Origin of the sequence: Clostridium neuense, assembly GCF_045310695.1 — a bacterium.
In the GTDB taxonomy this organism is placed as follows: domain Bacteria; phylum Bacillota; class Clostridia; order Clostridiales; family Clostridiaceae; genus Clostridium_S; species Clostridium_S neuense.
The window spans coordinates 1-15051 of the sequence record NZ_JBJIAA010000033.1 but is presented as its reverse complement, the minus strand read 5'-3'; the positions used below and the strand labels follow the sequence as shown (position 1 = coordinate 15051).

Sequence of the window (15051 nt, the reverse complement as noted above, 5' to 3'; positions counted from 1 at the left end):
AAAAACGGCATTACTTGTAGTTGAGTTAATACGCAATCTTCATATTGTCCATCAATAACTAAATGTATGTAAAAACCCATGCTAAAACTTTGGTCAAAGCATAGGTTTTTTGTTGTAAAAGTCATTGCAAAAGTGTCTGTAAATTTTCTATTTGCACCTCTAAAGTAAACCCGTTAAAAAAAGATAGATGTTGAGGGGAATTGAACATTAACATAGGATGTATTTAAATTTGAAATTTTGATATATTGTATCAAGTAAGTTTTTCATTGAACATTAACATAGGATGTATTTAAATTAGTTTCATAATGATTTAATGCAGCACCATTACATGTTGAACTTTAACATAGGATGTATTTAAATGATTGTGCGGTTTCCATAAAATGATATCCTGGAATAATTGAACTTTAACATAGGATGTATTTAAATCTGGAGGTTACTTGACTAAAACCTTCTGAATCTTAACATAAGCTGTACACATCTAGAGTTTGTGCGAGAGTGCATATGACTTCAAGAACAAAATACTCATTACTTTGAAGATTAGGTGTAAAAAGTAAATAATGGTGTGGAGTTTTCCAACCGGTAGAATAAATAAAAGTGCTTTAATGTATTGTAAATCAATGCTTTGAAGCACTTTTTATATACTTTTTTCAAAAAATGAAAAGTGGTTGGAAGAATTTCAAGAAAATCCTTTATTAGTGCGGCTTGGGAGAGTATAATGAAAATAAGGAATGGCTTATTTACAGGCATTGAACATTAACATGAGATGTATTTAAATTTATTGCTTTGTCCATACAAAGGACTAATAGCTCATATTGAACATTAACATGAGATGTATTTAAATAGGTAAAAATGGCTTTGGAGCTAATGTTGTTATGTATTGAACATTAACATGAGATGTATTTAAATATGTTGAATGTAAAGAACTCCAAGCACTTGTTAGATTGAACTTTAACATAAGATGTATTTAAATGAATAAGTCTTGGCACTTATATGTGCACTGCCTCCAATTGAACTTTAACATAGGATGTATTTAAATTGTTTTAGTATCTGGGCAAAGCGGATGCGGTAAAACATTGAACATTAACATAAGATGTATTTAAATATATAATTTTTGCCATTGTTTACACTTTCAATAGTATTGAACTTTAACATAAGATGTATTTAAATTGTAATAGAAAGTAATAAATGTGATGATAAAGAATTGAACTTTAACATAAGATGTATTTAAATCGAATAGATGCTAATGATAAATGGAAAGAAAATACATTGAACTTTAACATAAGATGTACACATCTAGAGTTTGCGCGAGAGCGCATATGACTTCATGAACAGAATACTCAGTTATCTAAAGAATAGCGCCCAAATCAATGTATTATAATAAAATAAATAAGAGTTTGCGCGAGAGCGTATATGCGTCGTTAACCTAATGCTCAGCTATTAAATAAATAAGGTGGCATTAATGTATTAAAAAATATAGATGCCGCTTATGTTGATGCAGTGGTTTTATCTAATATTATAGATAATTTATATCCATATGATGCAGAAATTTTAATGAATGAGGTAGAAAGAATTTTAAAAGCTAAGGGTAAGGCTTTAGTTAAATTAAATCCTTATATAACAAAGGAACAAATAATGGAATATGAAAGTTATAAAGGGTAATTTGCTTGATGACGGGTTGATTTTGTTAAATAACACAACAGAGGAATGGACAAAACTTTTTAAAAGAAAATTTGAGATAGAACATTATGAAGAAATTTATTATCCACAATATGAACAGTATAACAGAATGTTTTGGATAGTTAAAAGAAATTAATAGTTTTTAAAATCTCAAAATCTTTCACATTACATTTAATAAATGATGAATCTAATTATAAAAAATTAACACGCAGCCTTCATGCAGCATTTTATGTTGATATGTAAAGGTTGTGTGTTTTTATAATTATTAAAAATTAATGAGTTACGGTTACTTCATTTCAATGGCTTTTACTATTACGGCATCGACATTTTCTAAATCGTGAATCATAGCATTTAATTTTTCTTCTTTATCACGGAAGTTTAAAGTTATAAGTCCATGCTCCCTTTCACCTGGGTCATGGGTTCCAAACCTAGAAATAATACTATCACCGTATTTGGTTAGTATTTCTTGAACCTGCGGTGCAGACTTTGTTCTCTTATCAACAAGAATTCCAACTATGCTTAACTTATCCAAAATAATTCACCATCCTTTAATGTTGTATTATTATATCCTATTTTTGTTTTAATATTCAGTAATATGCATCAATTTAAAAGTTTAGCTAATTTTATAGTGTGGACAAACTTCCTAATATAGTGAAGATTGAAAAGATGAAGATAGGTATATATTATACAAGAAACAAGTTTTTATTAGAATATATGAAATGTATGAGTGAATGAATCAAATTGGAAAAAGAGTTTCGATAATATTTAAAAGAGTGGAAGATGTTATTGTTAAGGAACCAATTTAAGAGAAATTAAAGAACAATTTATTGTTGTATATATACTGTGAAATAGGGTGATAAGTGAATATATAGAATGAATTTTTTTAACAGGCAAAATATATAAAAGTACTTCAATTATCCGAAAAGCAATATTTTGAAACATTTATCATCAGCCAAGGAAATGGTCCAAAAGTATGAAAATATACTTGGCAGTGATGAATTAATGGTAGTAAGATAATAAAGCGAAAGCGTGAGAGAGTCAGAACTTAAATCGATTTTAGTTGCTGTAGTTGGAAAAAGTGAAGTATAAGTAGTTAAATTTTAAAAAGTAAAGAAAGTAATTATGGTATAATGGATTCTTTAAAAATATATATTAAAAGTTTTGATTTTTCCAACCGGCAGAATAGGTAAAAGTGCTTCAATCTATTGTAAATCAATGCTTTGAAGCATTTTTATATGCTTTCTTGGAAAAATGAAAATCGGTTGGAAAAATTTCGATGAAAGTCTTTATTAATGCGGCTTGAGAGAGTATAATGGAAATAAAGAATGGCTTATTTACAGTAGTTGAACATTAACATAGGATGTATTTAAATCGCTTTTATAAAGGGGTGGAAATTGTAATGGAAGAGTTGAACATTAACATAGGATGTATTTAAATATTGCTGAAGTCACAAACTCAAATCCATTGTTTGTGTTGAACATTAACATAGGATGTATTTAAATTTTTTCGTGCACTTTGTTCGTCGGGATCGGGATTAAGTTGAACATTAACATAGGATGTATTTAAATTTGTCTTTACTATCATAAAACCTCTTTTTAATCCAGGTTGAACATTAACATAGGATGTATTTAAATCTAATACTATTCTTTCAAAGCTTATTGATGAATACTGTTCAACATTAACATAGGATGTATTTAAATGATACATTATCAAAATTTGCAAGTGTTCTAGGTTGTTCGTTGAACATTAACATAAGATGTATTTGAATATAATTTTTTTCGATAATTCTTTAAGTGAAATTTAAATTGAACTTTAGCATAGTATGTATTTAAATAAGTTTTTTATCTATTTTTTATTGGAGTTTGAATATCAACATAAAATGTATAAAAAAGAGATGGTCATAAAAAATATATGATTGTTTCTTTTTTTATTTACATCAAAGTTCTTTATATATTTTTTAAAAAAATAGTATTGAAATTCCATTTATGGAGATATAAAATATAATTATAAGGTGATTTACAAAAAACTTAAGAGTAATAAACAAATGATGTACCTCCATAATTTTTTTACTCAATAGAAATAACTTATGGAATCGAGAATTTAATATTATAAGGGGGTGAACAAAATTGCTCAAAGTATATGAAATTTCTATAAAAACATATCTTCTTGAAAGTATAGAAGAAAAAGATGTTCTTCAGTCAATAGCAGAACTAATAGATAAAAGCTTTATTAAAAATTCAGAATTGGCAGAATTTCACGAAACAAATGCCTATAAAAAATATGTATTTAATGCTTTGTACCCAATCGAAAAAAATAAAATTTACTTTAAAGGTAGAATATATAGTTTTCAAATAAGAACGGTAGATGAAAAGTTATGCAGTCATTTTGAAAAGGTACTTGTTAATGAATACACTGATAAAATTAAGGTTTTGACAGTACAAAAAAGAGTTGTTCCTAGAAGATGCATAGAAAAACTATATAGCATTACTACATGCATAGAAAAGTTTGAAGATGGCTATTGGAAAAGTAATCATTCTGTAGAGGAATTTGAAAAAAGATTGACAGACAATTTGATAAAAAAATATATTCGGGCTACTGGTAAAAAGCTTAGTGAAGACGTGGAAATATTTAACTTGATTGAATTTAACAATAAGAAGCCTATATCAGTTAACTATAAGAATGTTAAACTTCTTGGTGATAAAGTGACTTTATATGTAGCAAATAACTCAATAGCACAAGAACTTTCATATTTTGCACTTGGTGTAGGAGTTCTAGAGATGAATGCTAGGGGAAATGGTTATGTAAACTACAAATTGATGTAGGAGGTGAGAAGACATGCTCAAGGATTGTATGGATAAATTTTATAGTATTTACGATGCAGATAAAGAAAATTATATCTTAGATGATTACTATTTAAGTGAAGGAACTTATTTGTTGGTAAATGAAAATGGAGATATAGAAAAAGAATTTAAGGTTAATAAGAAAAATAATGATAAGACCTATGATTATTATGATAAATTTGCTGAAATGGATTATTTATCGAAGTTAATTGATATGAATAAGCCGATTGATCCTAATAAAATAATTCACAGCAATAATTATCTGTCTTTTTTTATAAAGAAAGACAACATAAATACAAAGCTCACAGAAGATGTTATAGATACATACTATGATATACTTTTAAATCCCATGAAAAAATATGAAAAAGATAAAAATAAAAAAATTATGTATGAGGAAGTTGAAAAAAGCTGCGGTAAAGTAAATAAAGAGAAATTGCAAAAAAATAAAGTGTGGATTAAAGAACATATAAAAAGTTTGATTGTAGAAGGAAATAAGGAAAAAAATTATCTTAAAATATTTTTTAAAGCTGATATTGAGGAATACAGAAGAGAAAGTAAAAAATATGTGATTCCCAATATATATAACAGTACTCAGTATAACATAAATATTAGTGGTACAACCTATGGACTTCCTAATGATAATATGGGTTTAAATGCTAAAAAACCATATCTTGAAAATAAATCACGCAAAAACACACTTCCATATTTAATATCAACTGAAGATGTAAGTAAACAAAAAAAGTTTTTTGATTACTTAATGAATAATGCAAACCAAGGAAAAAATAATGTCTATATAAGTGATGATAAAATAAAATGCTTATCTAAAGATGAATTCCTAGAAGAAGATTTTAATGGATATTTTTTAAGGATACAAAAGGGAAAAGAACTTGAAATTCATGATTTTGACAATATAGTAGGAATGAGATTTAAAATAAAAAATCTAAAAATTCAGATGATTGTACCAATTGACTATAAAAATGTGAAACCAGCTTTAAAACATGACAAAATAGAAAATCTTAAGGAGCTTGAAGCTAACATAAATGCAGTTTTATTTAATAAATTCCTGTCTAACAATTACTTTACGAAGCCAAAAGATATAAGACTAAATGATTTTAGGGTTAAGGAAAATTTGCTGATTTATAGAGAAGCTTTTTTTACATGGTTTCATAAGGGTAATCCCAGTGTAATAAGGGAGAGCTTTGGTAAGTTAACAATGACTTTAATAAAGAACTCAATTACAAATAATAATTTAATAAGAGCAAAAGAGCAGTATAACCTTAGGTGCGGGGTACTAGAATATTTTGAAGGAGTGAAAAACATGGCAGATATCTTAAAAGGTTTGGCAGATAAGCTTAGAAAAAAAATCAATAGTGAAAATCGTGATGAAATTAGTATTGAACAAGATGATGAATATTATTTTGCTGTTGGTCAAGCAGTAAGTTATTTAATATCTCTAAATAAATCAAGTAAAAAGATGCATTCACTTATAAATCCAATATTAAATTGTAAAAGCAATGAAAGATTGAATGGGGAGATAATTAGATTATTTAAAAAATATTCTTATGCAATAAAAAAAGATAATAAGAGATTTAACAATCTAGGTTCAATGATTTTAGGATATATACCAGAAGGTAAATTAAATGAAAATTTATTTGTTGCAGGTTATCTTTACAGCAACTTGATATATGAGAAAAATAAAAAGAACGAAGCTGAGGGAGGAAAAGATAATGAATAAAAGAGTTTACGGGGTTATAGGAATAAAATCTGTTATGGCAAATTGGAATGCTGATTTTAGTGGGCATCCAAAGTCTATATTCAATGGAGAAATTTTTGGAAGTGATAAAGCACTAAAATATCCAATGAAAAAAATGTGGGATGAAAAAGGAGAAAAGGTGCTGTATATAAAATCCTTGAAAATTGAAGAGGATAAAAAAGAAGGCGTAAAGGTTAGACCCAAATCTCTTAAAGAAAGATATGAAGAGATATTTGAAGTAAAGGATTTAAAAAAGGAAAAGGATAGTAAAAAAGTTATCACAAATTTATTTAGCGCAGTGGATGTAAAAAATTTTGGAGCGACCTTTGCTGAAGAAGGAAACAATATAGCTATAACAGGGGCAGTGCAAATAGGTCAGGGCTTTAATAAATATGAAGATACAAGCGTTGAGGAGCAGCAAATATTATCACCATTTAGAGATGCCAGCAAAGAGAAAAATAATACTGGAGGAGAAGACGATAAAGAAGCTGCTAATTCAACTACTTTGGGAACTAAAATTGTAAGCAGCGAAGCACATTACTTTTATCCTTTTGTAGTCAATCCACTTGCTTATAAAGATTATGTGAAAATGGAGGTTACAGAAGGATATACAGAAGATGACTACAATAAATTTAAAGAAGCTGCAATAATATCAGCAACAGCCTTTAATACAAATGCTAAGCTTGGTTGTGAAAATGAACTTGCAATCTTTATTGAGACAAAAGAAGATTTATATTTGCCAGACTTAGCTCAATATATATATTTTGAAAAGGGAGAAAGTAAAAATATTATAAATTTAGGTTTTGATAGCATATTAAGCAAGGTTTCAGATAGAATTTTAAGTATTGAAGTATACTATAATCCACTAACAACTGAATTTGCAAATAAGCTAGAAAAAGCAAAGCATTTTAATATTTTTACAAGGGAAGTGCTCTAAAATATGAAGGCTTTAAAATTTACACTGAAAGGACAAACGGCTTTTTTTAAGAAACCAGACGTGAATACATATTTGTATTTTACCTATGGAAATATTCACAAAATAGCGGTTTTAGGTATTCTGGGTGCTGCTTTGGGCTTTGGCGGCTATAATCAGCAGGATAAAAAAGGTGCCTATCCAGAGTTTTATGAAAAGCTTAAGGATATAAAAATAGCTATAGTGCCATTAAATGAAAGGGCATATATTCCTAAAAGGGTGCAGAGCTTTAATAATTCTGTTGGATATGCATCAAAAGAAGCAGGAGGGAATCTAATAGTTACAGAGCAGTGGCTTGAAAAACCTCGTTGGGAAATATATGTGGAGTTAAATTCAAATATTTATGGCAATGAAATAGCGGAGAGCTTTAAGAAAAATAGTTTTGTTTTTATACCTTATCTTGGAAAAAATGATCATTTTGCTGACATAGAAGATGTAGAAGAAGTAGAACTTAAGGAAGAAAAAGAGGTTGATAAGCTTCACAGCCTGTTTTTTAAAAAGTATTTCGAAATATTGAAGAATGATAGCTTAGATTTATTTGAAGAAGAAGAGGTTATTTGGAAATATGAAGAAAGATTGCCTGTACTTCTAGAGGAAAGCACGAATCAATATATAACAGAGAAAATGGTATTTACTAATGCCAGACTTGAATTAAAAGAGAGATGCAAGGTTTATTCGTTTGGAGATAAAGATCTATTTTTATTTTAGGAGGCAGTCATGTACTTTGAGGATGTAAAAAAATTTGATATAGAGAAAAATATTTCTGATTTAAACGAGTTCTATGCTCATTTAAAGGAAGATGGAAGAGAAAAGCTTAAAGCTCACATAGATTTAGTCTACAGTTATTTCTTAAAGCTTTGCAAAGAAAAAAATTTAGATGATGTGTTTTTACGGCTTGAAAAAAGCTTTTTTAAATCTTCAGATAAATTGGCAATAGAGCTTTGGAAGGAACTAATAGTCAATGCAATATATATGCATGATGTTGGTAAGGTTAATGAACAATTTCAGCTTTTTAAAATGAAAAATGAGAAATTTAAGGATATAGATACTCTTACTGTGCACTCTAAACATTCAATGCTTTCTGCATGCATATATTTTGATTATTATTTAGAAAGGGTTAAGGGCATAGAAAAAAGTAGTTCAAGCATAATCATTTTGTTTTTAACTTTAAATTCTTACATTATATCAAAGCATCATGGAACTTTAGAAAATTTTTCAGGGTTTAAAAAAAAGTTTTTAGATGCATTTAGTGATTATAGAGAAAAAGCAATTTTATATAGAAGCTATAAAGGGAAACTCAAAGAAAAATCTGAGGGCTTTTTTGAAAAAGTATATAAAAATATAGAAAAGGCAATGGTGGACTTTGAAAAGAACGAAAAATGGAAATCAATTGAAGTATATATTTATTCAAAGCTTCTTTTTTCTCTTCTTACAGCTTCTGATTTTTATGCAACCTCAAACTACAGTACTGGCAAAAAAATAGATTATATGGGTACTATTAAAGATATAAATAAGTACTACTCTATTTATAAAAATAGCGAGATATATGAAAAAATACAGCTTCATAAACAATATTTAAAAGGAAATGGAGAAAGCCCTTTTAAGAAAAATGATATAAATAGACTTAGAACAGAAATGTTTTTGGAGGCAGAGGAAAATTTAGAAAAAGCAATTGATGAAAATATATTTTATTTAGAAGCACCTACAGGAGCTGGAAAAACAAATATTTCAATAAATCTAGCTTTTAAATTACTTGAAAAGTGTAAAAATTTAAATAAGATTTTTTATATATTTCCGTTTAATACTTTAGTAGAGCAGACAAAAAAATCTCTAGATGATGTATTTCAAAGCAATAAGGAAATAGAAAGAGAAATAGCGGTTATAAATTCTATAACACCAATAATGACAGAGGATAAAGAAGAGGACGGTAAAGAAATATATAATAAAGAGTTAAAGAAAAAGGTGGATTATGACAAATCACTTTTAGATAGACAATTTTTTCATTATCCTATTGTATTAACCACGCACGTAAATCTATTTACACACTTATTTGGAAACAGCAGAGAAGCAGTGTTCCTAATATCACATCTTGCAAACAGTATAATTATTCTAGATGAGATACAAAGTTATAGAAATAATCTTTGGAAGGAAATAATTATATTCTTAAAAAAATACGCTGAAGTGTTAAATATTAAAATAATAATAATGTCTGCAACTCTTCCAAGGCTTGATAAACTAACGGATTCAGATAAGAGCTTTGTGAAGCTAATTAAAAATAGAGGTAACTACTTTGAAAATCCACTTTTTAAGAATAGAGTTAAATTAGATTTTTCATTGCTAAATGAAGAAGCTCCAATGGAAAAAATAAAAGAAAAAGTTATATCTATATCAAAGAATTCTAATAAGAATATATTAATTGAATTTATAAATAAGAATACTTCTATGGATTTCTTTAAAGCTTTGATTGAAACAAGTAAAAGTGAAAAAATAAAAAGGAAGCTGCTGCTTATAACTGGTGATGATAATAAGGCAGAGAGAAATAAAATAATAAAACAGGTTAAAACAGAAAAAAATATAATTCTTGTGGCAACACAGGTTATAGAGGCTGGTGTTGATATTGATATGGACATCGGTTTTAAGGATATATCTATACTGGATGCAGAGGAGCAATTTCTTGGGAGAATAAATCGTTCCTGTAAAAAAGAGGACTGCACAGTATATTTTTTTAATCTAGATAAAGCTACTTATGTTTATAAGGGAGATTATAGAAAAGAAAAAGACATTACGCTTCTAAATAAAGAAATAAGGGATATGCTAGTAAACAAAGATTTCTCTGAATTTTATGATTTAGTAATGGACAGAATAGAACAAGGCTTAAGCAAAGAAAATGATAGAAATATTGATGAATTTAGAAAAGAAATGATTCTAAAATTAGATTTTCAGGGTATAGAAAAAAGAATGCAGCTTATAGAAGATGAGGATAAGGAGTATCAAATTTTTTTAAGTAGAAATATAGAACTTGAAAATGGTGAAATCCTAAATGGGTATGAGGTTTGGGAGAAATACGTTGAGCTATTAAAGGATAACAGCCTTGGGTATGCTGAAAAGAAAGTTAAGCTTTCTATAGTAAATGAAAAGATGAATTATTTTATATACAAGGTAAAGCATTTATCTATTTCATACAATGATTTTGCTGGAAACATATATTATATAAAAAATGGACAAGATTATTTTACAGAAGGTAAGTTTGATAGGGATAAGTTAAATAGAAGTGAAACAATTGGATGTGATATTCTATGAAAATAAATGGAACTCTAATAAATTACTACTTTCACTGCAAGCGTCAATTTTGGCTTCATGGAAATAGAATAAATCTTGAAGATAACAGTGAGGATGTTCGCATTGGTAAAATTCTTCATGAGCTTAAAAGCGAGGGTAAAAAGAATGCTGAAATTTCAATAGATAATGTAAAAATAGATAAGATAACTGATGAATATCTTGTTGAAATAAAAAAATCGGATGCGGATATAGAAGCTGTTAAGTGGCAGGTGCTCTTATATTTGAAGATATTAAAAGACAAAGGCATTGAGAGAAAAGGCAAAATTCAATTTGAAGAAAAAAACAAGCAAAAGAAAAAAATAATATATATTGAGCTTACGGAAGAGCTAGAAAAAGAATTAGAAAAATTAAAGATAGGTATGGAAGAACTTCTAGAAATCGATATGCCGCCTAAAACTTATGAAGTTAAGAAATGCAAAAAGTGTGCGTATTATGAGTACTGTTATGTATAGCAGGTGATTTTGAAATTTAAATCATTTGATTTTTAGAGGGGGGTAGCTTTCTGTGGATAATTAGCAATCTATAAAATAAGCTGATGAGGAAGTGGAAATGGTGAGCAGTAGAACAAAATATATTATGAGCATGGGAGATATTAAAAGAAAAGATAATTCTATATTATTGAAAAATCAAAAGGGTAATTCTTATTTACCTATAGAATCAGTGAAAGAAATATACTGTATGAATGAAGTAAATGTCAACAGCAAATTTTTGGATTTAGCAGCTAAAGCAGGTATTACAATTCATTTTTTTAATTATTACGGATATTACAGCGGAACCTTTTATCCTAAAGAGAATCTTGTAAGTGGGAATTTGACTATAAAGCAAGCTGAGGTTTTCTTAAATAAAAGGAATGTAATAGCAAAAGCTTTTGTACAGGGAATTGCAGATAATATATATGAGGTTTTATATCATTATTATAGACATGGTAAAAGTGAACTTAAGGAAACTTTAGACTGGATAAAAAGTGCTGTCCCTTTGTATTTGCAAAATGATAAGATAAATATAAAGCAGATACTTAGAGTGGAAGGTGAAACCTGGCAAAGGTTTTACGGTGATTTTAAATATTTTCTTCCAAAGGACTTTGTATTTAACAAAATGGTAAAGAGACCACCAGATAATCATATGAACGCTCTTATTTCATTTGGTAATTCTATTTTGTATTCTAAAACTGTAGCTGAAATTTACAATACTCATTTAAATCAAACTATAAGTTTTTTACACGAACCCTCCGAGGGTAGATTTTCATTAAGTTTAGATTTATCGGAGGTATTTAAGCCAGCAATAGTGTATAAAACTATATTCGAGTTAGTTAATACCAAAAGGCTTCAGGTTACAAAGCATTTTGATAGAAAATATAATTATTGTCTATTAAATACTGCTGGAAAAAAGGTATTTGTACAAGCCATAGAGGAAAGATTTGATGAAGTTTTTCAGCATAATAAATTAAAGAGAAAGATATCCTATAAAACTGCAATAAAATTGGATGGATACAAGCTTATAAAATTTATACTTGAAGGTAAGGAATTTAAGCCCTTTAGCCTGAAGGAGATGGTTTAATGCGGAAAAACTTTAATTTTAATTATGCTTTTGTGTTTTACGATGTGAATGAAAAGCGAGTGAACAAGGTGTTTAAGGTATGTAAGAAGTATTTTCATCATCACCAAAATTCTGTATTTAGAGGTGCTATAACTCCAGCTAATCTAATAAAATTAAAAAATGAAATTAATAAAATAATTGAAGGCACAGATTTTGTAACAATAATAAAGCTCATAAATGGTGATTGCTTTGACGAGGAAACCTTAGGTATAAATGAAAAAAATACAGAGGATTTAATACTTTAAATTACAATGTTGTTCACTATAATCAAATGAATTTTTCCAACCGATAGGATAAATTAAAGTGCTTCGATCCATTGCAAATCAATGCTTTGAAGCACCTTTTATATGTTTTTTTGAAAAAATGAAAATCGGTTGGAAAAATTTTAAGGAAAGTCTTCATTAATGCGGTTTAAGAGAGTATAATGAAAATAAAGAATAGCTTATTTACAGGCATTGAACTTTAACATAGGATGTATTTAAATTTTTCCAAATGAACTAAAGTTCCAAACTTAGGTGGATTGAACTTTAACATAGGATGTATTTAAATATCTAAGCCGGATTTTGTTAGTGGTGTGGTTACTGGATTGAACTTTAACATAGGATGTATTTAAATCAAAAAGGGGCGTGAAGGACAAACTTTAATCGTTATATTGAACTTTAACATAGGATGTATTTAAATGTATCAGCCACAACTCTATTTCCATCTTCTCCAAAGGTTGAACATTAACATAAGATGTATTTACACATAAAAGATAGATATGATTTAAGACTAGATATATCAAGGATTTAATGAAAAATATATAAATTTAAATAGACGATACAAGTTAGAATACTATGCTTGAATACATATTATCCTAACTTATATTATTTTTTTCAATAGTCTAATAAATAATAAATAAAAATCTGGCCATAATAAAGTTTAATAAATAATAAATAAAATGTTGAAAATCACTATTTTGTTTAAAAAGCTGTAAAGCCGCATTGATACAGAGCCTTATATAAAATCTCATAAATCGTAATTATAATATAGACAAATGATATTTTTAAAGAATTCTATTTTATGGTAGAAGAAGAGTGCGAAAAGCCTTTATCTTAGGCAATAATAAATTTATCTAATAAATAATATATAAAATCATTGTATAAAAGCTTCAAAAATGATAATAATATAAATGTAACCTATAGCACAAAAATACTATTTTAAGAATTACACTATAAGTTTAATTTTTAAAGTAACATATAATTATAGGTAATTAATAAATAATATAAAAAACTTATGCAAAGTTGATATTAGGCAAAATAAAAGCAGATGCATTAGGCACATCTACTTTTAATAAATATTACATTAACTCAACAATAACAAGACAAAAGCAACTATAATGACTACCGTTATAGGGTTAATGCTAAAGCTTATTTTAAATTTCATATAAGCCACCTCCTCATCTAGTATTATTAACTGAGAAGGTAGCTTATATTCAGTTTATAAAAATAAGTACAAGCTTATCAATCTTTTTTTTTATTTGCAATTACAATAGTTTTCACATTTAGCCTGTTCTATAACTCTTTTTAATTCTTCCAGCTCTTTCTCACTCAAATCATTTTTGTACTTTATATATTCAACCTCAATCAAAGCTTTTATATTAACCTTCATAGAACTTCTCCTAGCTTTAATATATAAAAATGAGTTTAATAATAAATTTAGTAACATTGAATATTAAATTAAAAAGTAATATAATTATAGAAACAAAGTATATAAATTACAATTTTGTTTGATATAATCAAGTAGGCTCATGCGAGTCTAATATTGAAATAGAAATTAGTGCTCACACTTCAAAAAGAAAGGGATGGACTACCATGGGATTAATTTATTCAAGTTCAGATTCTGAGAATTTGATAAGTGGCTTAAGAGCGAATATTGGCTCAGCAAAAGTAGCACTAGAGGATTTGGTCAGTGCAAGTAAGAGGCTAACAAGTTCTATCGGAGCAGGTAAGGCCTTAGATGGTTCGGCGTTTAATGCAGGAAAAGATTTATTTTCAGCATTGATTATTCCAACGATTCATCGAGCTTCCTCTGTATTTGATGACATGAAAAAGCATCTTAGTCAGTACGAGAGTGCAAATGAAGAAGTTAGTGGCGAAGGTGTGCTAGATGAAGACAAGCTCAATGCTAAGAAGAGATCAATACAAGAAATTAAAGCAGCAACAGATGATACCGCTAGTACTTTGCGAGCAATGGCTTCAGCAGCTGACGCGGCGTCTTTGTATTCTGTTGCATCATCGCTTAGCGAAGCTGCACAGTCTCTTGAAAATTATTCTGAAAGCCTTCAACAAGATTTGGATAAAATTGAGGATAAACTGAGAAAACTTTATAAATTTAATTCGGCAGTGAATGGGTTGTTCAATGATGATTTGAATAATTTTAAGCTCGTTATGCAGAGTGTAACAGTACTGAATGAGACAGTTGTCGATTCAAAAACTGGAAGCTATACATTGCCAGCGGGAATTGATCAATCTTGGTTTACATCAATAAAATCTGCAGATGAAAAAGAAAAACAAAAAAAAGCACAAGATGCCAAATTAAAAAGTGTATTAGACAAGTATTCGTTACAAAAATCGTTGGAACAGTTGTACAATATTGAATTTAATGTAAAAGCAAATAAAGATATAGTATTTGCCAAAGGTAATATAACATGGAATTATATTGGTGCTGATATGACTGCTGTAAGAAGTCGATTAAATGACCCCAATTGTGAGTTTACGCTCTCTCCCGAAGATGTACATGATAAGGAAAAAGCGGATGCAAATGAAAAACTAAAATTATCTCCGGAGCAGTTAGCAATAATATATTTATATGACCCGAATGGTGTGAAAGAT

General features: G+C 28.2%; 12 protein-coding genes and 3 CRISPR repeat arrays. Of the genes, 10 read left to right on the top strand and 2 right to left on the bottom strand.

Translation table 11 applies throughout. The annotated features are described in order from the left end of the window. Positions 1-745: 745 nt before the first annotated feature. A CRISPR array of direct repeats spans positions 746-1230; the repeat unit is 29 nt; unit sequence TTGAACTTTAACATAGGATGTATTTAAAT. Between the two features lie 409 nt (positions 1231-1639). Beyond that, the gene (locus ACJDT4_RS23140) at positions 1640-1813 is read left to right on the top strand and encodes a hypothetical protein (RefSeq protein WP_406789989.1); all 174 of its coding nucleotides are present in this window, start codon (positions 1640-1642) and stop codon (positions 1811-1813) included. A gap of 150 nt (positions 1814-1963) precedes the next feature. Here the strand turns inward: ACJDT4_RS23140 and ACJDT4_RS23135 are convergent, their stop codons facing one another. Next, positions 1964-2209: a hypothetical protein gene (locus tag ACJDT4_RS23135; RefSeq protein WP_406789988.1), complete on the bottom strand. Its 246-nt coding sequence runs from the start codon at positions 2207-2209 to the stop codon at positions 1964-1966. An 810-nt stretch (positions 2210-3019) separates the two neighbouring features. Next, positions 3020-3511: direct repeats of the CRISPR family, unit length 30 nt; unit sequence GTTGAACATTAACATAGGATGTATTTAAAT. A gap of 292 nt (positions 3512-3803) precedes the next feature. Between ACJDT4_RS23135 and ACJDT4_RS23130 the strand changes: the two genes are divergently transcribed. The 8 genes from ACJDT4_RS23130 (at position 3804) to cas2 (ending at position 12423) form a co-directional block, all read left to right on the top strand. Further along, on the top strand, positions 3804-4499 hold the full coding sequence (locus ACJDT4_RS23130) for a CRISPR-associated endoribonuclease Cas6 (RefSeq protein WP_406789987.1): 696 nt from the start codon (positions 3804-3806) through the stop codon (positions 4497-4499). 13 nt (positions 4500-4512) lie between these two features. Beyond that, complete coding sequence (gene cas8b, locus ACJDT4_RS23125; protein WP_406789986.1) at positions 4513-6252, top strand: type I-B CRISPR-associated protein Cas8b/Csh1; 1740 nt, start codon at positions 4513-4515, stop codon at positions 6250-6252. Next, positions 6245-7207, top strand: coding sequence for a type I CRISPR-associated protein Cas7 (locus tag ACJDT4_RS23120; RefSeq protein ID WP_406789985.1), 963 nt, complete (start codon positions 6245-6247; stop codon positions 7205-7207). Before cas8b ends, ACJDT4_RS23120 begins: the two co-directional genes overlap by 8 nt. A 3-nt stretch (positions 7208-7210) precedes the next feature. Then, positions 7211-7951, top strand: coding sequence for a type I-B CRISPR-associated protein Cas5b (cas5b, locus tag ACJDT4_RS23115; protein ID WP_406789984.1), 741 nt, complete (start codon positions 7211-7213; stop codon positions 7949-7951). 9 nt (positions 7952-7960) lie between these two features. Further along, positions 7961-10543 carry a CRISPR-associated helicase Cas3' gene (gene cas3 / locus ACJDT4_RS23110; protein WP_406789983.1) on the top strand — a complete coding sequence of 861 codons (2583 nt, stop codon included), beginning with the start codon at positions 7961-7963 and terminating at the stop codon, positions 10541-10543. Further along, complete coding sequence (gene cas4, locus ACJDT4_RS23105) at positions 10540-11034, top strand: CRISPR-associated protein Cas4 (RefSeq protein WP_406789982.1); 495 nt, start codon at positions 10540-10542, stop codon at positions 11032-11034. Before cas3 ends, cas4 begins: the two co-directional genes overlap by 4 nt. A gap of 97 nt (positions 11035-11131) precedes the next feature. After that, positions 11132-12139, top strand: coding sequence for a type I-B CRISPR-associated endonuclease Cas1b (gene cas1b, locus ACJDT4_RS23100; protein WP_406789981.1), 1008 nt, complete (start codon positions 11132-11134; stop codon positions 12137-12139). Next, positions 12139-12423 (top strand): CRISPR-associated endonuclease Cas2, encoded by a 285-nt coding sequence (gene cas2 / locus ACJDT4_RS23095; RefSeq protein ID WP_406789980.1) that lies wholly within the window; start codon positions 12139-12141, stop codon positions 12421-12423. Before cas1b ends, cas2 begins: the two co-directional genes overlap by 1 nt. Positions 12424-12632: 209 nt before the next feature. After that, positions 12633-12925: a CRISPR direct-repeat array (repeat unit 30 nt; unit sequence ATTGAACTTTAACATAGGATGTATTTAAAT). A gap of 768 nt (positions 12926-13693) precedes the next feature. Here cas2 and ACJDT4_RS23090 read toward each other — a convergent pair. Beyond that, on the bottom strand, positions 13694-13828 hold the full coding sequence (locus tag ACJDT4_RS23090; protein WP_406789979.1) for a hypothetical protein: 135 nt from the start codon (positions 13826-13828) through the stop codon (positions 13694-13696). Between the two features lie 203 nt (positions 13829-14031). Here ACJDT4_RS23090 and ACJDT4_RS23085 point away from each other — a divergent pair. Next, positions 14032-15051 (top strand): T7SS effector LXG polymorphic toxin (locus ACJDT4_RS23085; protein ID WP_406789978.1); only part of this gene is annotated, 1020 nt, incomplete at its 3' end.

Excerpts from the sequence above, each read along its gene's own strand:
- ACJDT4_RS23140 (WP_406789989.1), top strand. The coding sequence starts at position 1,640 with ATGAAAGTTATAAAGGGTAATTTGCTTGATGACGGGTTGATTTTGTTA.
- cas8b (WP_406789986.1), top strand. The coding sequence starts at position 4,513 with ATGCTCAAGGATTGTATGGATAAATTTTATAGTATTTACGATGCAGAT.
- ACJDT4_RS23120 (WP_406789985.1), top strand. The coding sequence starts at position 6,245 with ATGAATAAAAGAGTTTACGGGGTTATAGGAATAAAATCTGTTATGGCA.
- cas5b (WP_406789984.1), top strand. The coding sequence starts at position 7,211 with ATGAAGGCTTTAAAATTTACACTGAAAGGACAAACGGCTTTTTTTAAG.
- cas3 (WP_406789983.1), top strand. The coding sequence starts at position 7,961 with ATGTACTTTGAGGATGTAAAAAAATTTGATATAGAGAAAAATATTTCT.
- cas4 (WP_406789982.1), top strand. The coding sequence starts at position 10,540 with ATGAAAATAAATGGAACTCTAATAAATTACTACTTTCACTGCAAGCGT.
- cas1b (WP_406789981.1), top strand. The coding sequence starts at position 11,132 with ATGGTGAGCAGTAGAACAAAATATATTATGAGCATGGGAGATATTAAA.
- cas2 (WP_406789980.1), top strand. The coding sequence starts at position 12,139 with ATGCGGAAAAACTTTAATTTTAATTATGCTTTTGTGTTTTACGATGTG.
- ACJDT4_RS23090 (WP_406789979.1), bottom strand. The coding sequence starts at position 13,828 with ATGAAGGTTAATATAAAAGCTTTGATTGAGGTTGAATATATAAAGTAC.